Annotated in this window: 20 protein-coding genes; 12 read left to right on the top strand and 8 right to left on the bottom strand. The window is 37.8% G+C overall.

The features are described 5' to 3' along the window. The first annotated feature begins 15 nt into the window (after positions 1-15). The 3 genes from CWD91_RS21110 to CWD91_RS21100 all read left to right on the top strand — a co-directional run bounded on the left by CWD91_RS21110 (position 16) and on the right by CWD91_RS21100 (position 3044). Positions 16-1551 (top strand): fasciclin domain-containing protein, encoded by a 1536-nt coding sequence (locus CWD91_RS21110; protein ID WP_103442972.1) that lies wholly within the window; start codon positions 16-18, stop codon positions 1549-1551. A gap of 116 nt (positions 1552-1667) precedes the next feature. After that, positions 1668-2504 (top strand): phytoene/squalene synthase family protein, encoded by an 837-nt coding sequence (locus CWD91_RS21105; RefSeq protein WP_103442971.1) that lies wholly within the window; start codon positions 1668-1670, stop codon positions 2502-2504. 93 nt (positions 2505-2597) lie between these two features. Further along, positions 2598-3044, top strand: coding sequence for a sterol desaturase family protein (locus CWD91_RS21100; protein WP_103442970.1), 447 nt, complete (start codon positions 2598-2600; stop codon positions 3042-3044). Between the two features lie 165 nt (positions 3045-3209). On the opposite strand, the gene CWD91_RS21095 is transcribed toward CWD91_RS21100, so the two are convergent. Further along, positions 3210-4541, bottom strand: coding sequence for a cryptochrome/photolyase family protein (locus CWD91_RS21095; RefSeq protein WP_239985897.1), 1332 nt, complete (start codon positions 4539-4541; stop codon positions 3210-3212). 179 nt (positions 4542-4720) lie between these two features. After that, positions 4721-5515 (bottom strand): DUF2797 domain-containing protein, encoded by a 795-nt coding sequence (locus tag CWD91_RS21090; protein ID WP_103442969.1) that lies wholly within the window; start codon positions 5513-5515, stop codon positions 4721-4723. Between the two features lie 158 nt (positions 5516-5673). On the opposite strand from CWD91_RS21090, the gene CWD91_RS21085 reads away from it, so the two are divergent. Next, positions 5674-7188 carry a GH3 auxin-responsive promoter family protein gene (locus CWD91_RS21085; protein WP_103442968.1) on the top strand — a complete coding sequence of 505 codons (1515 nt, stop codon included), beginning with the start codon at positions 5674-5676 and terminating at the stop codon, positions 7186-7188. A 74-nt stretch (positions 7189-7262) separates the two neighbouring features. After that, the gene (locus CWD91_RS21080; protein WP_103442967.1) at positions 7263-7808 is read left to right on the top strand and encodes a hypothetical protein; all 546 of its coding nucleotides are present in this window, start codon (positions 7263-7265) and stop codon (positions 7806-7808) included. 56 nt (positions 7809-7864) lie between these two features. On the opposite strand, the gene clpX is transcribed toward CWD91_RS21080, so the two are convergent. The 6 genes from clpX to CWD91_RS21050 all read right to left on the bottom strand — a co-directional run bounded on the left by clpX (position 7865) and on the right by CWD91_RS21050 (position 13434). Then, positions 7865-9100, bottom strand: a complete 1236-nt coding sequence (gene clpX / locus CWD91_RS21075) for an ATP-dependent Clp protease ATP-binding subunit ClpX (protein WP_103442966.1) — start codon at positions 9098-9100, stop codon at positions 7865-7867. A 97-nt stretch (positions 9101-9197) separates the two neighbouring features. Continuing rightward, complete coding sequence (gene clpP, locus CWD91_RS21070; protein ID WP_103442965.1) at positions 9198-9878, bottom strand: ATP-dependent Clp endopeptidase proteolytic subunit ClpP; 681 nt, start codon at positions 9876-9878, stop codon at positions 9198-9200. 143 nt (positions 9879-10021) lie between these two features. Continuing rightward, a complete protein-coding gene (gene tig, locus CWD91_RS21065) occupies positions 10022-11344 on the bottom strand; it encodes a trigger factor (protein ID WP_103442964.1) in 1323 nt (440 codons plus the stop codon). A 98-nt stretch (positions 11345-11442) separates the two neighbouring features. Further along, positions 11443-11793, bottom strand: coding sequence for a phage holin family protein (locus tag CWD91_RS21060; protein ID WP_103442963.1), 351 nt, complete (start codon positions 11791-11793; stop codon positions 11443-11445). Between the two features lie 160 nt (positions 11794-11953). Further along, positions 11954-12724 (bottom strand): alpha/beta fold hydrolase, encoded by a 771-nt coding sequence (locus CWD91_RS21055; RefSeq protein WP_103442962.1) that lies wholly within the window; start codon positions 12722-12724, stop codon positions 11954-11956. Next, positions 12721-13434: a pyridoxine 5'-phosphate synthase gene (locus CWD91_RS21050; protein WP_103442961.1), complete on the bottom strand. Its 714-nt coding sequence runs from the start codon at positions 13432-13434 to the stop codon at positions 12721-12723. The genes CWD91_RS21055 and CWD91_RS21050 overlap by 4 nt, the downstream gene beginning before the upstream one ends. A 292-nt stretch (positions 13435-13726) precedes the next feature. On the opposite strand from CWD91_RS21050, the gene CWD91_RS21045 reads away from it, so the two are divergent. The 7 genes from CWD91_RS21045 to CWD91_RS21015 all read left to right on the top strand — a co-directional run bounded on the left by CWD91_RS21045 (position 13727) and on the right by CWD91_RS21015 (position 20943). Further along, positions 13727-14383 (top strand): CBS domain-containing protein, encoded by a 657-nt coding sequence (locus CWD91_RS21045; protein ID WP_103442960.1) that lies wholly within the window; start codon positions 13727-13729, stop codon positions 14381-14383. 5 nt (positions 14384-14388) lie between these two features. Further along, on the top strand, positions 14389-15270 hold the full coding sequence (locus tag CWD91_RS21040) for an NAD kinase (RefSeq protein WP_103442959.1): 882 nt from the start codon (positions 14389-14391) through the stop codon (positions 15268-15270). A gap of 116 nt (positions 15271-15386) precedes the next feature. Continuing rightward, positions 15387-16073 carry a type IX secretion system protein PorG gene (gene porG, locus CWD91_RS21035; RefSeq protein WP_103442958.1) on the top strand — a complete coding sequence of 229 codons (687 nt, stop codon included), beginning with the start codon at positions 15387-15389 and terminating at the stop codon, positions 16071-16073. Between the two features lie 7 nt (positions 16074-16080). Further along, positions 16081-16821 (top strand): isoprenyl transferase, encoded by a 741-nt coding sequence (locus tag CWD91_RS21030; RefSeq protein WP_103442957.1) that lies wholly within the window; start codon positions 16081-16083, stop codon positions 16819-16821. Positions 16822-16825: 4 nt separating this feature from the next. Continuing rightward, entirely contained in the window at positions 16826-19405 is a 2580-nt protein-coding gene (locus CWD91_RS21025; RefSeq protein ID WP_103442956.1) for a BamA/OMP85 family outer membrane protein, read from the top strand. 106 nt (positions 19406-19511) lie between these two features. Next, positions 19512-20357: an OmpH family outer membrane protein gene (locus tag CWD91_RS21020; protein ID WP_394335739.1), complete on the top strand. Its 846-nt coding sequence runs from the start codon at positions 19512-19514 to the stop codon at positions 20355-20357. 76 nt (positions 20358-20433) lie between these two features. Then, positions 20434-20943 carry an OmpH family outer membrane protein gene (locus CWD91_RS21015; protein ID WP_103442954.1) on the top strand — a complete coding sequence of 170 codons (510 nt, stop codon included), beginning with the start codon at positions 20434-20436 and terminating at the stop codon, positions 20941-20943. Positions 20944-21139 lie beyond the last annotated feature (196 nt).

The raw sequence follows: 21139 nt of genomic DNA, 5'->3' as shown, positions 1-21139 counted from the left end.
GTAAAAATATTAGACATGAAAAAGATTAGTATTTATTTTTTAGCATTATTCAGCTCTCTGTTACTTGTTGTATCATGTAGTAATGATGATGACAATAACATAATTGAAGAACCCGCATTATCTACTATTGTGGAAACAGCTCAGGACACTGACATTTTAAGTAGCTTGGTCGCTGCTTTGGCCAAAGCGGATGAAAACGCCGATTCAAATTTAATAGGAGCATTGAACGGTGAAGGAACATTTACGGTATTTGCACCCACCAACGGTGCCTTTACGGCTTTATTGGCCAGTTTGGATGGATTTGATAGTTTGGAAGACTTTGATACTCCAGAAAAACGTGGGATTCTTGCTTCGATTCTGAAATACCACGTAATTGTTGGGGCAGCTGCCAATTCCAGCATGCTTTCCAATGGTACTGAGTTCACCACCTTGCAAGGAGAAAAAATCACGATTAGAATAGATGGGGATGTTTATGTTCAGGATCCGACGGATACTGATGCAAAAGTGGGACCTGCGGATATATTGGCTTCCAATGGTATTGTACATGTTATAGATAAAGTATTGGTTCCTCAAGAAGTACTGGACGCCTTAACGCCAGAGCCATTACCTAATATTGTAGAATTGGCAATGGATACCGAATTTTTATCACTTTTGGTAGGAGCTTTGGTACAGGCCGATGCCGGTTTGGTAGACCTATTGCAGACCGATGGTCCATTTACAGTGTTCGCACCTACCGATACCGCCTTTGCGGCCCTATTGGATGCATTGGGTGATGATTACAACAGTTTGGCCGATTTTGATACTCCCGAGGAAAAAGCCTTGTTGGCACAGATCTTAAAATATCACGTAGTTGCAGGAACGGCCGCCTATTCCACAGATCTGTCCAATGATCAAATGATAGAGACCGCACAGGGAGAATCCGTAACGGTAAATCTAACTGGTGGAGTTTTCATTCAGGATAAAACCGATGTGGACGCAGCCGTGGCACCTGCCGATATCGCTGCCAGCAACGGGGTGGTACATGTGATTGATAAAGTGTTGTTGCCACAGGAAGCATTGGATGCGCTAATGCCTCCAACTCCAAATATTGTAGAATTGGCAATGGATACCGAATTTCTATCACTTTTGGTAGGAGCTTTGGTACAGGCCGATGCCGGTTTGGTAGACCTATTGCAGACCGATGGTCCATTTACAGTGTTCGCACCTACCGATACCGCCTTTGCGGCCCTATTGGATGCATTGGGTGATGATTACAACAGTTTGGCCGATTTTGATACTCCCGAGGAAAAAGCCTTGTTGGCACAGATCTTAAAATATCACGTAGTTGCAGGAACGGCCGCCTATTCCACAGATCTGTCCAATGATCAAATGATAGAGACCGCACAGGGAGAATCCGTAACGGTAAATCTAACTGGTGGAGTTTTCATTCAGGATAAAACCGATGTGGACGCAGCCGTGGCACCTGCAGATATCGTTGCTGCCAATGGAGTGGTACATGTAATTGATAAAGTGTTATTGCCACAGGAAGCATTGGATGCCCTATTGCATTAAGATTAGGGTTAGTACGCTTTAGTTTGGTTTCCGAAACTGACGGCCATTCAATGGTCGTCGGTTTCACTTTATTATTTACACCGTTGGTATAATTTAAAAACTAAAAATCTTATATTTTGAAAGCGCTCTTCGATTCATCTAGTATAAAATGTAGTAAATTGGTTACCCACACCTATAGTACTTCATTTTCTTTGGGCATAAGATTATTCGCGCCCAAAATAAGACCGGCAATCTACGCCATTTATGGTTTTGTTAGATATGCCGATGAGATTGTGGATTCATTTCACGACTACGATCAAGAGGAACTGCTGACGGAATTTATCCAGGAATATCAATTGTCCTTGAAACGAAAAATTAGCCTAAATCCAATTATCAATTCTTTTCAGGCAGTTGTTCATAAATTTGAACTTCATGAGTATGCCGATGTTTTTTTGGAAAGGATGAAATATGACTTGGACGTGTGTGAATACACTACAAGAGAAGCATATGAAAATTATATATATGGTTCGGCCGATGTGGTTGGTCTAATGTGCTTAAGGGTATTTGTGGATAACGACAACGAGAAGTTCAATTCCCTTCAATCCTCAGCCAAATATCTGGGGTCTGCATTTCAAAAGGTTAATTTCTTGAGGGATATTAAGGAAGATCTTGAAAGTCTGGGCAGGTCCTATTTTCCCAATGTACATCAAAAGGAATTGACCGATGAAGTGAAAAAGGAAATCATTGCGGATATTGAGGAAGACTTTGAAAAGGCGTATCAAGGATTGGTTCAATTGCCGATAGAAAGTAGACTTGGGGTTTATATTGCCTATAAATACTATACTAATCTTTTGAAAAAGCTTAAACACACCAAATCCGAAAAAATACTGACGGATAGAATCCATATTTCCAATCCTATGAAAATGGTAATATTGGCAAAGGGCTACCTAAGATATAAACTCAATGCTATTTAGTCATTATTTTGAAATATCCAATTAATGGGACTACTTCAAAACCCAGAACGATAAGACCCTTATTATAAACTTAAAATAGATTAATAGAAGTAAATGGCAGCGATAATATACTTGTTTATTACATTGGTGACTTTTCTTTTTATGGAAGCAGTTAGCTGGTGTACCCACAAATTTGTAATGCATGGTTTTTTATGGGTTTTACACTCAGATCACCACGAGCCTAAATACCCACATATAATTGAAAAGAACGATACATTTTTTGTGATTTTTGCCATTCCAAGTATTACACTTTTTTATTTCGGAGTTGCCCCATTGCTTAACTATTTGTTCTTTATAGGATTAGGAATCCTCCTTTACGGCATAGCCTATTTTTTAGTCCATGACGTGCTGATTCACCAAAGGTTTAAATGGTTTAAGAACGTCACAAACAAATACTTACTGGCTTTGAGGAAAGCGCATAAAATTCATCATAAAAACATGGGAAAGGAAGATGGGGAATGTTTTGGCATGTTATTGGTCCCCAATAAATACTTCAGGTGAAACGGAAGAAGGATTATCCATATTAGGTTGATAAAATAATTATTTTATGATTTCTATCCGAATAAGCCTAATTAAGACCCTTCAACTCCATATTGGGGTCAATAATTCTTAGAGGCTTTATTGCTATTTTTTTATAGGATTTACAAACCAATAAAGTATTCACTTTTAATCCTCAATGCCTCTTTTATAGGCGGTCAAAGCTCTTTCCCTCGCAAATTTATGCTCTACTATGGGGTCGGGGTATTCAAAGGAGTCAAATTCAGGAATCCACTTCCTTACATATTTGTAATCCTTGTCAAACTTTTCTTGTTGGGATAAGGGGTTGAAAATTCTAAAATAAGGAGCTGCATCACAGCCAGTCCCCGCTGCCCATTGCCAGTTTCCATTGTTGGAGGATAATTCATAGTCCAACAATTTTTCGGCAAAATAACTCTCTCCCCTCCGCCAGTCGACCAAAAGATGTTTGCAAAGAAAGCCCGCCGTAATCATCCTTACCCGGTTATGCATAAAACCAGTTGTATTAAGTTGTCTCATTCCGGCATCAACCATAGGGTAACCAGTTTTTCCTTGGCACCATAGCATGAATTCTTCCTTATTGTTTCTCCACTTTATATTATCGTACTTGGACCTAAAATTTTCTGTGACTACCTTGGGGAAATGAAATAGAATTTGCATAAAGAATTCGCGCCAAATCAATTCACTTAAAAATACGGCATTGCTACTATCAATTCTAGAAATTACCTGTCTAATGCTTATGGTCCCAAATCTCAAATGAGGGCTAAGATAACTGGTGATATCTTTATTGGGAAAATCCCTTTTGTCCCCATAGAGATGCAACTGGGACAAATTAAAGTCCTGCACTTTTATTTCCGACTTTTTAAACCCAATATCTTCCAAAGACATTGTAGGGTAATTAGCCTTGTGAAGATTATTCAACTTTGGATTCATGAGTTGTGTGTGATCGTCCTCCTGGAATTTAGTAAGCCATTTGTTTTTGTAGGGCGTAAAAACGGTATATGGTTCTTGATTGCTTTTCAAAATTTCATTTTCTTCGAATAAAACCTGATCCTTAAAACCATAAAAAGGGATGCCTTTTTTACTTAATAATTCCGCTATTTCCTTGTCCCTGGCTATTGCATAAGGTTCGTAATCCTTATTCGTATAAACCTTGGTAACATTAAACTTGGAAATTAACTCCTGCCATACTGCTTTTGGGTCTCCAGATAGACATAATATGTCCGAACCATGAGCCTTTATGGAATCCTTTATTTTTAGAATGGATTGGTGAATAAAACCAACCCGGGCATCATTTTTTGACAATTCGTTTAAAATATGGCTATCAAAGATAAAAATAGGTAGAACGGGAATGTTGTTTTCCAGCGCTTTTGCAAGTGCAGTATTATCCTCAATTCTTAAATCACGTCTAAACCAAAAAATAGCAATTGGTCTTTGGTCTTTGTTGGGAGTTGAAATGTCTGGGGGGCTTTTATCTGGCACAATATTTTTATTGGTAACAATTTATTTAAGCTTAAGTCAGTCGAGTGTAATTAGAGTCGTTTTTTTTCGATTTAAATCACAGGGCTTCTTATTTTTTAAGATCAAAAAGGAGTTAACTCATTGCCAACTGCAATTTAAAGATTAATAGCTTTGTGCTTTCCGTCCTTTTATGAAATTGTCTACTTAACTTCCAGCCCTACAACATATCCTTCACTTCCCCTAATGTTAAAGACTGTATCGTCCTCAAAGATCAGGTACTGACCTTTAATGCCTTTTAATACTCCGGAATATGTTGGCGTTTTATCCAAGTTAAGACTTTTTACCTTTTTAGGATATTGAAGCACTGGAAATTCCAAATGGGTTTCTGTATTGCTTTCTATAAAATAGGGGGCGGCCTCATCCGGAATATATTTTTTTAATTTATTTCTATATTCTACCAAATCCTCATCGTCAACCTCATTGGTCAACATTTTTCTCCAATTTGTCTTGTCGCCAATGTGTTCTTTTAAGGCCACCTCGGTAACTCCGGCCAAATAGCGATTGGGTACCTCGACAATTTCTATAGCTTCGTGGGCGCCTTGGTCTATCCATCGGGTAGGGACCTGGGATTTCCGTGTTACACCTACCTTAATATTGCTGGAATTGGCAAGATAAACGATGTGCGGTTGTAACTGTACTTTTTTTTCGTATTCCAAATCCCGATCTTCCTTGTCCAAATGTGCGGTACTCAATTCTGGTCTCATGATCCAATCCCCGGCAGTAGGCGTTTCATAAAAGCAGGTTCTGCAGAAGCCCTGCCTAAAAATGGGACGATCCTCTCCACAATTTAAACATTGGTATTTAATAAAAGTAATTTCCATTGCCTTGTTCAATACCTGATTAAGGTTTAAAAAGTCCCCTTCAAAAATTAAGTAATATTGTATGGGATCTGCCAATTCTGTTTGCATTTTTCTTAAAACACCCTTATACTGCATATTTTTCTGTTTTACCTAAAATCTATTTGAATATGAATTCAATTAAAGCTATTTTTAGCTAGTTTAACTTGGAGTTTGTTTAAAAATTATAATGATTAATTCTTAGACATACTCTTAACCTAAAACCCTGCTTTAAATAGGGATAAAGATACCCAAAAATGCCAATAACATTATTCAATTCCATCGCTTCTTGGCTGTTAAAAAAGCGTTATCATCAGATTGAGCTTTTTTTAAAGTACCCCGAGGAGGTGCAGGATGAGGTATTGCACCAGTTGTTATCTTTTGCGGAGGATACCGAAATTGGAAAAAAGTACGATTTTGAATCTATAACCAACTATGAAACCTTTATAGAGCGGGTGCCTGTTGTATCCTATGAGGAGGTAGAGCCTATGATAGAGCGGTCAAGAAGGGGTGAGCAAAATATTTATTGGCCAACAACCATAAAATGGTTCGCCAAGAGTAGTGGTACTACCAATGCCAAAAGTAAATTTATTCCGGTCAGTTCCGAAGCTTTGGAGGATTGCCATTATAAATCCAGTAAGGACTTGCTTTGTCTGTATTTAAATAACAATGAAAACTCGCAATTGTTTACTGGTAAAAGTTTAAGATTGGGTGGGAGTAAGGAGTTGTATCAGGATAACGGTACCATATTTGGAGATCTTTCGGCCATACTAATTGATAATATGCCATTTTGGGCAGAATTGAGTAGTACACCTAGTAACAAGGTGTCGCTAATGAGTGAATGGGAGACTAAACTTCAGGCAATCATTAAGGAAAGTGTTCAAGAAAATGTAACAAGTCTGGCTGGGGTGCCCTCTTGGATGCTGGTGCTTTTGAATAATGTATTGGAGGAAACTGGAAAGGATCACCTTTTTAAGGTATGGGAGAATTTGGAAGTTTACTTTCATGGTGGCGTTAGTTTTAATCCTTATAAAGATCAATATTCCAAATTATTGCCCAGAAAGAATTTCAACTACTATGAGATCTACAATGCCTCCGAAGGTTTTTTTGCCATTCAGGATAGAAATCATGCGGACGATCTTTTACTGATGTTGGATTATGGAATTTTCTATGAGTTTATTCCAATGGACACATATGGTACAAGTGAGCAGATTACTCTACCGTTGTGGAAGGTGAAGATAGATCAGAACTATGCAGTAATAATTACGACCAATGCAGGGTTATGGCGTTATAAAATTGGTGATACCGTAAGATTTACCTCTATAGACCCCTACAGGATCAAGGTTACTGGCAGAACCAAACATCATATTAATGTATTCGGGGAAGAATTGATTATCGAAAATGCGGAGGAGGCATTGAAAACTATATGTAAAAAAACAGGGTCCGAAATAAAGGATTATACAGTGGCACCTATTTTTATGGAAGGTAAGGAAAAAGGGGCACACGAGTGGATTATAGAATTCAGGAAGCCCCCGGAAGAATTGGCTTATTTTACCGAATTTCTTGACAATGCACTAAAATCATTGAACTCTGACTACGAGGCCAAGCGTTATAACAATATTACCTTAAAGCTTCCCAAGGTCCATATTGCCAGACAAAATCTATTCTATGATTGGCTAAAATCCAAAGACAAGTTGGGAGGGCAACATAAAATTCCAAGATTATCCAATAAAAGGGACTACATCGAGGAATTGCTTCAGATGAACAAATAAATGAGGTTAAAACTTTCATTTTGTTCAACTTAGAGGTATTAAATGTTTCCCTTTAACTTTTTAAACTTTTTATTATGGCGAATAGATTAGTAATATTGTCGGATATGTGGGGATCTAAAAAAGGGCTATGGATTACTTCGTATTTAGGTTATTTACAGCAATATTATAATATAACTTTTTACGATTGTCAGCATTTGGCCGATATGAGTTTGGCGGTGGACTCTCCAGAAAATATCCATAAGGAATTTATTGAAGGGGGAGTGGAAACAGCGGTGGCCCATTTGTTAAAAAAGGAAAATGAACCCAGTCATTATTTGGCCTTTGGCATAGGTGGGGCCATAGCTTGGAAAGCAGCACTTAAAGGGTTGCCGATGAAATCGCTTTATTCCATTTCCAGTACTAGATTGCGTCTTGAAAACAAGAAACCACAAGCTTATGTCCAATTGCTTTATGGTCAGAATGATGAGTTTAGGCCATCTGAGGAATGGTCAAATCAAATAGGGGTAGAGCTTGAATTAGTTAAGAATTTTGGACATGAACTCTATACCGATGAGAAAATAATCAGTAAGGTATGTCAGGATTTGTTGGCTAAGGTAATGCAAAAACAATCCGTGGCCTGAGCCCAGTAGTTTTTCTAAAAATAAGAAGGAATATAATTAAAAAGCTAAAAGCAGTCTTAAGAGACTGCTTTTAGCTTTTTAATGGTTTCAAAGGATAATTTTTCCTCGGCATAAGGTTTTGTTACCTTAAATTCGGTTTCGTTGGTACTTGGAAACTCGAACATAGCGTCTGTGAAAATGGCTTCACATAAGGAGCGCAAACCTCTTGCACCCAACTTATATTCTATGGCCTTTTCAACAATATAGTCCAATGCCTGATCCGTTATTTTAAAGGTAACCCCATCCATGTTAAACAATTTTTCGTATTGTTTTATAATGGCGTTTTTAGGTTCCGTTAAAATAGCCCTTAAGGTTTCCTTATCCAGTGGATTCATATGGGTGAGTACAGGTAGTCTACCAATAATCTCAGGTATTAATCCAAAATCCTTTAAATCCTTGGGTACAATGTATTGTAAAATATTTTCGTTGTCTACCTTTTCTTCAGCTTTGGACGCGCTATAACCAACGGCCTGCATGTTCAACCTTTTGGTGATGTGCCTTTCAATTCCGTCAAAGGCACCTCCGGCAATGAACAAAATATTTTCTGTATTTACTTCAATAAATTTCTGATCCGGATGCTTTCTTCCTCCTTTGGGCGGTACATTCACAACAGTTCCTTCAAGTAGTTTTAGAAGCCCTTGCTGAACTCCTTCTCCGGATACATCGCGGGTAATGGACGGGTTATCGCTTTTACGAGCAATTTTATCTATTTCATCAATAAACACGATACCACGTTCCGCCTTTTCCAAATTGTAATCGGCAGCCTGAAGTAAACGGGTAAGTATGCTTTCAACATCTTCACCTACGTAACCTGCTTCAGTAAGAACGGTAGCGTCAACGATGGCCAAGGGAACATTTAGCATTCTGGCTATGGTTTTTGCCATTAGGGTCTTACCCGTCCCGGTTTGGCCTACCATTACAATGTTGCTCTTTTGGATTTCTATATCGTCTTCCTTGCTTTTAGGTTGAAGCAGTCTTTTGTAATGGTTGTAAACTGCAACCGACATTACTTTTTTGGTACGGTCCTGGCCAATAATGTAGGTGTCCAAAAACTCCTTTATTTCCAAAGGTTTTTTTAATGTTAGTTCAGATGAAAGATCATTGTTCTTCGTCTGCTTGGATTCCTCTGCTACAATTCCGTGTGCCTGCTCTATACAACGATCACATATATGCGCGTCCAGACCTGCTATTAATAAATTAGTCTCTGGCTTTTTCCTACCACAAAAAGAGCATTCTAAATTTTCTTTTGCCATATCATTTTATCACTTTCAATAATAGTAACGAAAAAAACTACATTTTGGTTCATCCATAAAGGATGGAACAGTGATTTTTCGTTACTTTTAGTCGTCTCTAGTCCTTATCCCTTACTAGAATCTCATCGATCATGCCATATTCTTTGGCCTCGTTAGCCTTCATCCAATAATCCCTATCACTATCATCACTGACTTTTTCTAGGGGTTGTCCTGAATGTTTTGCGATTATCTGGTACAATTCATCTTTGAGTTTTAATATCTCTCTAGCCGTAATTTCTATATCACTGGCTTGTCCTTGGGCACCGCCAAGAGGTTGATGGATCATTACCCTGGAATGGGTTAGCCCGCTGCGCTTTCCTTTTTCTCCCGCACAAAGAAGTACGGCTCCCATAGAGGCGGCCATTCCCGTGCATATAGTAGCAACATCAGGTTTTATGAATTGCATGGTGTCATAGATACCCAAGCCTGCATAAACACTTCCGCCAGGTGAATTGATATATATTTGTATGTCCTTGGATGCATCGGTGCTTTCCAAGAATAATAACTGTGCTTGTACAATGTTGGCCACTTGATCATTGATTCCCGTGCCCAGGAAAATGATACGGTCCATCATTAATCGGGAGAAAACATCCATTGCTACTGCATTTAGCTGTCTTTCTTCAATAATGTTGGGAGTAAGGTTGGTGGGGTACATACTACTTAGAATAGTATCGTAATACATGCTATTTATTCCCTGATGTTTAATAGCGTAGTTTTTGAATTCTTTCCCGTAATCCATATTTTTAATCAATAGTTTTTTAAGATAAAAAAAGTGTCGAAAATAAAATCTTCGACACTGTAAATATACTTATTTTTAGTGAAACTTGATTTTAATAGCGCTTATCTCGGCTTAATTAAAATGAGTTGCTCAACTAATTTCAATTACCCATATACTTCCTTGACAAAGTCTTCGTATGTAACTTCTTTTGGTTTTAAATTTGCCTTTTCCTTGTAAAGGTTCAAGAGTTTTTGGCTCATTAATTGCTCAGATAGTCGTTTTACCTCTTCTTGGTTGGAAAGGACCCTTGCCGCAATACTGTCCAATTCTTCCTCTTTCGGATCTAACTGGCCAAATTGTGCCATTTGCTGCTTTATAAAGCCCTTTGCAAATTCTTTCAGCTCATCAAATTGGATTTGAATACCGTTTTCCTGGATGATTTTGCCTTCGATCAGTTGATAGCGCAACCCTTTTTCGGATTTTTCAAATTCTTCGTTCGCTTCTTCCTCCGATAATGGTTTTTCACCGGTCGTCTGAATCCATTTGGTCAGGAATTCCGTTGGAAGGTCAAATTTGATGTTGTCTATAAAATGTTCAGTAACATCATTTAGCAATTTTTGATCGGACTGTTGTTCAAATTGCTTTTCGGAATCTTCTTTGATCCGTGCCTTTAGCTCCTTTTCCGAGGTAATGACATCTTTGCCAAATAACTTGTCAAATAGTTCCTGATCTAATTTTGCAGGTTCTTTTTCGTTTATTTCCTCAATAGTGAAAGTAACATCGATATTCAGTTTTTCAGATTTTTCACCATCTATACCTAAAGAACTGCCCAATAAATGGTCTTCCTTGAACAACCCTTTTGTTTTTAAGGTAACAATATCGCCTACTTTTTTGCCCAATAGGCTTTCAAGTGCTTTTTTACTTTTTATTTTTTCAATCTCGATAACGGTCTTATTGTCTATTTCCTCCGCTTCGTTTTTGAATACACCATTTACTTCATCTTTTTTCCCAACTTCTGTCTTGCTGATCAATTTGCCGTATTGCTTCTGGATACGTTCCACTTGCTCTTCGATCATTTTTTTGTCGGCAGTAATCTTGTAATGGGTTATGGCCTTTTTAGATTTAAGGTCTACGTTGAAATTAGGGGCAAGTCCCAATTCAAACTCAAATGCGAATTCTTCCGAATCCCAATTAAAGTTGTCCTGTTGTTTTGGAAGTGGATTCCCCAGAACGTCCAACTTCTCTTCCGTAAGATATTTGTTGAGATTGTCTTGCAACAGTTTATTTACTTCATCAACCAAAACGGCTTTTCCATATTGTTTCTTGATCAACCCCATAGGTACTTGACCTTTTCTGAAACCTGGTATATTTGCCTGCTTTCTGTAGTCTTTTAAGATTGTCTCTACCTTATCGAAGTAATCCTCTTTGGTTACCGCAACTTTTACTACTGCATTTAATTCGTCAATCTGCTCTTTAGTGATGTTCATTTCTATATCTAATTTTGCTTAAATAAAATGGGATGCAAAAGTACTACTTTTTCTAATCTCCAACAAGTTTTTAAATTACTGAATGTCAAAAAGGTACCCTATATTTTTTTGTCATCATTTAGAAATGAATAAAATATAGATTGTAGAAATGACAGTAAAAGGCTGAAAAGTAATGCCCACCATAAATTATTTACCTGAAAACCATCAATAAAATAGTCGGCCAAAAGGATGATTATGGCGTTTATGATGAGCAAGAATAGTCCCAGGGTAAGTATGGTTACCGGTAGGGTTAAAATGACCAAAATGGGCTTCACTATAAAATTCAATAGGCTTAATACAATGGCGACAATGATGGCTGTGGTGTAGGAGTCCACGCCGACCCCAGGTAATATTTTGGCCAAAATAACAACCGCTATGGCGCTAAGGAGAATTCTTAAAATTAGATTCATATTTTTATTTTTTTTGGGTTAAATAATTGTTGTTTGCAATGGATTTAGACCATTAAAAGTAAACATTTATTTCATCTATTAAAATAAGATTTTACTTGTCTATATGGCCATGCATTTAAAGTGCACCTCAAGTTGCTATCTTAAAAAAAAACTCACCTGGCTACTGGATGAACTTAAGTGATTTTTCAAAAAATTGGGTTGGATTCTCTGCATGGAGCCAATGTCCTGCATTATCTATTGTTTCTATTGTGGCCAATGGGAAATGTCTTTTTACCGTGGCTAGGTCTTCAGGTGTTATGTACTCTGATTTGTCTCCCCTTAAAAAAAGTGTCGGGCCTGTATAGGTATCCGTAGATCCTATGTTTTCACCAATTTCCTCCATTTTGCCACTTAAAACCTCCAGATTGAAACGAAAACCCAAAACTCCTTTTTCTTCCCAGTACAGATTCTTTAGCAAAAATTGACGAATCCCAACATTTCCAATGTATTTGGACAGTTGCTCGTCAGCGTCATTTCTAGAGCTAATACTGCGGATATCAATGGCGATTAGGCCATTGATTATTTCTTGATGATGGGGTGGATAGTATTTTGGCGCAATATCGGCTACAAGAAGTTTTGTTGTTAAATTGGGGTAGTGACATGCAAAAAGCATGGCAGTTTTTCCTCCCATGGAATGACCGAGTATGACGGCACTACCCAAATGATGGTATTCCATATACTGTTTTACGTCCTCTGCCAGTACATCGTAATTGAACTCATCTGAATGGAAGCTTTTTCCATGGTTGCGCAAATCTACAAGGTGGGCCTGAAAACCCTCCTCGGCATATTTTGCTCCCATCGATTTCCAATTATCCGACATTCCCAAAAATCCATGTAAGATAATTATAGGTTGACCTTCCCCTAATATATTGGACTGTAAAATTGGCGTCATTTTAACTTGTTTAGATACATATTAACAACGTTTTCCAGACCTAGATAAAGTGATTCACATATTAGTGCATGTCCAATGGAGACTTCCAATAAGTGTGGAACCTTATCTTTAAAATATTTTATATTGTCCAAGCTAAGGTCGTGTCCAGCATTTAGTCCCAATCCCAATTGATGGGCCATTTTGGCAGCTTCTGTAAATACAATTACTCCATTTTTGTTTCCTTTGGCATATTCATGGGCATAACTTTCAGTATATAGTTCAACGCGGTCGGCGCCAGTTAAGGCTGCTCCTTCTATCATTTTAATATTGGCATCCACGAATATGGAAGTCCTAATACCGTTATTTCTAAATATTGCAATTACTTCTTTAAGAAAGTCCTTATGCTTCAAAGTGTCCCATCCGGCGTTGGAGGTAATGGCGTCAACAGCATCTGGCACTAAGGTGACTTGTGTGGGCTTTACTTCCAGAACCAAATCTATAAAAGAGCTTATAGGATTGCCTTCAATATTGAGTTCCGTTCGGACCACTTTCTTTAAATCCCTGGCATCCTGGTATTTAATATGCCTTTCATCTGGCCTTGGGTGTATGGTAATGCCCTGGGCCCCGAAATCTTCAATATCTTGAGCTACTTTTAACAGATTGGGTACGTTTCCCCCACGTGAATTCCTTAAGGTTGCAATTTTATTTACATTAACGCTAAGCTTTGTCATAGGACTTTAGTATAATTAAAGGGCAAAAATACAAATTAGGCATACCTTTTGCTCCTTTTATTATGAAAGAATTCGTTTTCCGGACCTTGACATTGTTTATGAGTCGCACTATTGGAAATTGGTTAATGGTTGGCATATTAAGCATAAGGATAAGAAAGGGTTTAGAGTATTAATAATTAATCGGGATTGATTTTTAGTGGCTTACAAAAGTCACTGCCTTTTGATAATAATACTTTGGAAGATTGGGGTTCTTAGAAATTTTTATTAGTATTTTGCGTTATAATATGAAGTTATGAATATTCAAAACAACATAATTGCCACATTACCGATTTTTAAAGTAAGTGATTCCTTGAAAAAGGTGATCAAATTCTTTAAGGACTCGACCTATTCCCATATTGCCGTGGTAGAAGATAATTTATTTATAGGTGTTTTGGATGAAAAGGATCTTGATAACTATGAAGGGGATAAAAAGATAGAGGATTACCGATATAATTTGGAAACCTTTTTTGTCCGAAAAGAAACTTCTTGGCTGGATGTGTTGGAAATATTTTCCAAAAATGAGGCTAATCTTTTGCCCGTCCTGGATGAGGAGGGTCAAGTGGTTGGTTATTATGATTTAATAGATATTGTAGATGAGTTTATAGATACGCCATTTTTTACCGAGCCAGGGGGAATCCTAGTCTTGGCTAAAGGCGTAAAGGACTACTCCTTTAGCGAAATTGCCCAAATAGTGGAAAGTAATAACGTAAAACTTATTGGTGGTTTTATTACCGATATTCGCAATGATGTTATTCAGATTACCATTAAAATAGGTACAACCCATTTAAATGAAATCATACAATCCTTTAGGAGGTACAACTATACCATACTTTACGGTAATAACGATGATCTATTTATAGAGGATTTAAAACAGAGGTCCGATTATCTGGATAAATACCTAAATGTTTAACTCGTATGAAAGTTGCCATTTACGGACTTACCTGTCAGAATAGTGCATTGGATTATATTGTAGAGTTGCTGGACGAACTTCACCATGAAAATGCCGAAATTTTCTTGGAAAAGGATTTTTACAAGCTAATAATGGCCAAGCGGGATATAGGGGAGTTTCCTATATTCACTGATTCCAATGGCCTGGATGCCACCTTTGACATGTTTGTCAGTTTTGGTGGGGATGGCACAATTTTAAGGGCAACGACCTATGTTCGTGATCTTGGAATACCCATAGTTGGCGTTAACACCGGTAGACTTGGTTTTTTATCCACATTTAGGAAAGAAGAGGTGAGAAAGGTAGTCAAGGAATTTGTATCGGGAGCCTATACCATTGTGGAGCGGAGTTTGGTGGAGGTTAGTGCACAGTCCAATATTCCTGAATTTAAGACCTTGAATTTTGCGCTGAATGAAATTACGGTGAGCAGGAAAGATACTACTTCCATGATTACGGTAGAAACTCATCTGAACGACGAATATTTGACCTCGTACTGGGCCGACGGCCTAATTGTAGCTACCCCAACTGGGTCTACAGGTTATTCCCTTAGTTGCGGTGGGCCGGTTATTGCGCCCACAGCAAAATCATTGATACTTACTCCAATTGCACCCCATAATCTCAATGCTAGACCTTTGGTTATTTCCGATGATACGGTTATAAGGCTCAAAGTTTCTGGTAGGGAAGAAAGTCACTTGGTGTCCCTTGATTCCAGAATAGCTACAGTGGCAAGTGGTAAGGAGATTTTTATAAGAAAGGCTCCTTTTACCATTAAAATGATCGAATATACTTCCGAAAGTTTTCTGAAAACGCTTCGTAATAAATTATTGTGGGGCGAGGATAAACGTAATTGATTGTTTTAGAGCGACAATAAAATAAGACAAAATCTGTTTATCAAATGAGAACATGAATGTAATAATTTACTAGTCTAAACTACTGAAATTGTTATATTTGCAAACTTTTATAAATAATGAGGTTATTTTTTGCGGCAATTCTTCTTTTCATTTTTAATGAAACTAAGGGACAGACATACGAAGTTGGCCTATTTGCTGGAGGCGCCAATAATATAGGTGATGTTGGAAGGTCTAATTTTATTCTACCTTCGGGTCCGGCGTTTGGGGGCTTGTTTAAATGGAATAAGAGTAAGCGCTATGCTTGGAGAGCCAGTGTAATTTATGGGGAGTTTACGGCGGATGATTCCAAATCGGATATCCCGTCAAGACGGCAGCGGAATTTTATAATGGACAATAGTGTTTTGGAGGCGTCGGCAGGTTTGGAGTTTAATTTTGTAGAGTATAATCTACACCGGTTGGGTCCGGCATTTACACCTTATCTATATACAGGTGTCACCTATTTTAGATATGGGTATCATTATTTTGATGCGGCGCAATTGCAGGATATAGGACAAAAGGATGGGTCTTTTGCAGTACCCATGACCGTTGGAGCTAAATTAAGGATAAGTCAGTTTTTTATAGTCGGCGCTGAAATAGGGGCTAGATATACGTTTACGGATAATTTGGATGCCAGTAATCCGGAAGGGTCCAATTATGAAGAGTTTAGATTTGGAAACATTTTTAGTGATGACTGGTATGTTTTCTCAGGGGTTACTTTAACGTATACGTTTGGAAGGAAGCCTTGTCAGGATTGCTTTCAGTAATTTTAAAATGAATAGTTTGGAAGAGGTGAAAATGAAATCATTGCCAAGACACTTAGCCATAATTATGGATGGTAATGGGAGATGGGCAAAAGAAAAAGGAAAATTAAGGGTTTTTGGTCATGAACAGGGGGTTAAAACAGTTAAAAGAACTGTTGAGGACTGTGCTGGATTGGGACTGGAATTTCTTACCTTGTACACCTTTTCTACCGAAAATTGGAATAGGCCCAAACTGGAAGTAGATACCTTAATGCGGTTATTGGTGTCCTCCCTTAAAAAGGAATTGATAACCTTGAACAACAATAATATAAAGTTGAATACCATTGGCAATATAGCCTCATTGCCCAAAAGTGCTCATAGGGAATTGTTGGATGTGATGGAGAAAACTAAGGGGAATACCGGAATGACTTTGACCCTTGCGCTTAGTTATGGATCTCGGGAAGAGATAAAAAATGCTGTACAACAGATATGTGTCAAAGTTAAAAATAATATAATTTCTCCCGAAAATATTGACGAAACCATTATTAATAACCATCTTTACACGCAAAATTTACCAGACGTAGACTTGTTGATTCGAACCAGCGGAGAGCATCGAATCAGTAATTTTCTACTATGGCAAATTGCATATGCGGAATTGTATTTTATTGATGTATTTTGGCCGGATTTTTCGGAGCAGCATTTATTGGAAGCCATTAAAAATTACCAGAACAGAGAACGAAGATTTGGAAAAACTAGCGAACAACTCACCTAGCGACATGAAAAGGTTCATGTCCCTTGAACTTTTTATTACACTTTTATTCTTAATTTTTACTACAATTGTCTCGGCACAGGATACGTCCTACGAAGATGGTAAAAGGTATATACTTGGAGGATTGGAGGTAACCGGATTGCAAAGTTACAACGAACAGACCGTAAAGACCTACACGGGTTTAAGGATTGGGCAGCCCATAACCGTACCTGGCGATGAAATTAGCGCCGTGATCAATAAATTATGGGGACTTGAACTTTTCACGGACATAAGCTTCTATATTACCAATATTGAAGGAGAGAATGTATTTCTTGAACTTAATATAATTGAAAGGCCTACACTTTCCAATGTAACCGTTTACGGGGTTAAGAAAAGAAAGATAGATGAAATATTAAAGGATACAGATCTTAAAAAGGGCAAGAAGATAACGGAGAGTTTAATTGCCAATTCCAAGAATTACATCCAGAACAAATACAAAAAGAAAGGTTACCTTAATGCGAAGGTCACTATAGCTACGGCAAAGGACACCACCGATGCCAATACCCAGACTATGGTCATTAATGTTAAGCAGGGTGATAAAGTGAAAATCCACGATATTGTTTTTGAAGGAAACGAAAAGTTATCGGACAAACAACTTGCTAAGGCCTTGAAAAAGACCAAGAAAAGAAAGTTCTACCGATTCTGGAAAAAATCCAAATACATTCAGGAGGATTACAAAACGGATCTAGTTTCCCTAGTGGATAAATATGCTGAAAAAGGTTATAGGGATGCCCGTATTATATCGGATACCTTTGTGAAGGTTTCAGATGATCTGATCGACTTAAAAATTAAGGTAGAAGAGGGGAATAAGTACTTTTTTGGCGATATAGATTTTGTCGGAAACACTGTTTATTCGGATCGTCAATTGGCTCAAATGCTTGGGATTAAAAAGGGGGATACCTATAATGGAGTATTGTTGAGGAAACGAATCGCAGATGATACAAAACCGGATGCCGAGGACTTGACCAATATGTACCAAAATTTTGGTTATCTGTTTTCCAGTATCAATCCTGTGGAGATTTCTGCAGAAAATGACACCATCAATTTTGAAATTAGAATTATTGAAGGTAAAGAGACGTTTCTGGATCACGTTACCGTAATTGGTAATGACAAGACCAATGACCACGTTATATTTAGGGAGTTGCGTACCAGACCTGGCCAGCGTTATAATAAATCGGACATCATTAGAAGTATCAGGGAATTGGGACAATTGGGATTCTTTGATGCTGAACAGATAAAGCCTGATATCCAAAATCCCGATCCAAATGCCGGAACAGTGGATATTGCCTATAACTTGGTGGAGGCAGGCTCCAGCCAGATAGAGCTCCAAGGTGGTTATGGTGGAGGTGGTTTTATAGGTACGTTGGGTCTGTCTTTTAGTAATTTCTCCATGAAGAATTTATTTAAAGGAGAGGCTTATAAGCCGGTTCCTATGGGTGATGGGCAAACCTTTGCACTGCGTTTGCAAGCGAGTAGGACCTATAGGGTGTATAGTTTAAATTTCTCCGAGCCATGGTTAGGAGGTAAAAAGCCGGTAAGGTTTAATATGTCCCTTTCCAGAACCCAACAGTTCTATTATAACCCTTATGTAAGCAGCAAGCCTGATAAAAGCAAGCAATTCTCCATCACAGGAATTACTGCAGGTTTGGCAAAAAGGGTGCAATGGCCTGATGATTACTTTACCATTTCGCACTCTTTAGGATATCAATTATATAATTTTCAAGATTATAATTTAGGACTTTTTAATTTCGGAAATGGAAAATCCAATTCAATAGCTTATACTCTTGGAATCTCTAGAAATGCTACTGGCGGTGGCCGTATTTATCCAAGAACTGGGTCTAATTTTGAGCTGACTGCCAAGTTCACCCCTCCATTTTCTTTATTCAATAATATAGACTATAAGCAACTCAATGAAGATCAGGAGGTAGCCATTGAGGAGTTGGATAGTGACGAAATAGAGCGCATAGATCAAGAACGCTTTAGGTGGCTGGAATTCTATAAGGTTAATTTTAAGGGAGATTGGTATACTACTTTAGTAGATAAATTAGTATTGAGAACCAATGCCGAATTTGGATTTTTAGGAAGTTATAATGAAGATGTGGGCAAGGTTCCTTTCGAGCGATTTTTCGTAGGTGGAGATGGAATGGGTTCCTATACTTTGGATGGAAGGGATGTAATTTCATTAAGGGGTTATGAGAATCAATCCTTAACGCCATATAGTGTAGATCCATTAAGCGGTGGACAAGTACAGGATGGCGGTGTTGTGTATAATAAATATTCTTTGGAGCTTAGATATCCGTTGACACTAAAGCCATCGGCATCCATTTATGGTCAGGTGTTTTTAGAGGCAGGAAATGCCTTCAACAATTTTCAAGACTTTAATCCGTTTGAATTGAAAAGATCTGCCGGAGTGGGACTACGTATTTTTATGCCAGCATTTGGATTATTGGGAATTGATTTTGGATATGGATTTGATCAAGATTACAACCCCAATTCAAATGGACCTAGCGGTTGGCAAACCCACTTCATCATTGGACAACAGTTTTAATATATAGGAAATTTGTAATTGTTTCATATGTTAAATGGTTCATTCTAAAATAATTAGTTATTTTGGCACGATATTTTCTATAGTATAAAAAGAAGATAGCATGAGAATTAAATCAAAAGTACTTTTGTTCCTAGTTGCGACTACGTTTGTTGCTACTATTTCAGCACAAAGAGGGGTTAGGATCGGTTATGTGGATATGGAATATATCCTGGAGAATGTAGAGGAGTACAGGGAGGCTAATGAGCAATTGGCCACCAGAGTGCAGAAATGGAAATTGGAACTGGATAAGGAGAAGGGTGAAATTGATCAAATGAAAAAGGATTTAATGGCAGAGAAAGTGCTGTTAACCGAGGAGTTGATTTCAGAACGCCAGGAAGAAATCCAGATTTTGGAAAAGGAGATGTTCGATTATCAACAGGATAGATTTGGTCCTGAAGGTGATTTGGTCCTGCAAAAAAGACGATTGATACAGCCCATTCAAGACCAAGTTTTTAATGAGGTACAGAAAATAGGGGCAAATAAAAAATATGATTTTATTTTTGATAAATCGGCAGATGTTGTAATGTTGTATTCCGAGAAAAGACACGATATTAGCGATCTTGTTTTAAGAGGAATATCAAGGACCAGAAAAATTAGTGCGCCTAATAAAAAGCAGGGGGCAAGAAATAATTTTGAGGATCTTGAAGAGGAGGAATCCGAGGATAACATAAGCGATGCGATTATAGAAAGACAGGAAAAAGCAAAGCAAGCGGAAGAGGCAAGGACCAAGACCGCGGAGGAAAATAGGGCAGAACAGCTTAGGATTAGGGAAGAACGCAAAAAGGCTTACGAGGAAAGAAGGAAAAAATTATTGGAGGAGAGAGAGGCCAAAAGAAAAAAGGAAATTGAAGAGAGAAGTGGTAAAAGCGACTCAAAGGATGATGATGGACAGGAATCAAAAGAAAATCAGTAGCAATGAATTAAGTTTAAACCAAATTACATTTATATAACTAAATCTTTAAATTAACACTCAAACATTAATTAAAATCATGAAACAAATTAAAAAAATAGCAGTAGCCATAGTTTTGTTCGTAGCAGCTACTAGTTTTGTAAATGCTCAGGCAAAAATTGCGCATATAGATGTACAGAAATTGTTGTCTGAAATGCCGGAGATGAAAGCCGCTGATGCGGAACTTAAGAAATTACAGGAAACCTATAGGGCGGATATTGAAAGTTCCATGACCGAACTAAAAAATAAGTACACCCAGTATTCAAATGAGTCTTCTTCCAAGTCTGAGGAGGAAAACCAAAAAAGAGCTTTGGAACTTCAAGGTTTTGAAAAAAATATTGGTGAGGCACAACAAACTGCTCAACAAGAATTGCAAAAGAAGCAAGCTGAGCTTTTAGGTCCGATCACCGAAAAGGCTAAAAAAGCTATAGAGTCTGTAGCTGCAGCTCAAGGTATAGACTACGTTATGGATGCTACCCAAGGTGGTGGATTGATCGTAGCTAAAGGAAAGGATATCTTACCAGAAGTTAAGAAGCAATTGGGCTTCTAATTGGGTAATTATAAAATAGGAAAAAAAAGCCATGCATTTGCATGGCTTTTTTTGTTGGTGAAACGCTATTTTAAAAACGCTGCAAAGCAGCATTTTTAAGGATCATGCTTATTTGTTGTGTTTCTTCAAAAATTAGGATGAACATAATATTTCGTGTTTTTTGATTTTAGCTTTATTTATTGGGCAAAATCGAATG

The organism is Arenibacter hampyeongensis, from assembly GCF_002909255.1.
In the GTDB taxonomy this organism is placed as follows: domain Bacteria; phylum Bacteroidota; class Bacteroidia; order Flavobacteriales; family Flavobacteriaceae; genus Arenibacter; species Arenibacter hampyeongensis.
The sequence above is the reverse complement of the archived record's forward strand: the minus strand, read 5'-3'. Positions and strand labels throughout refer to the sequence as shown.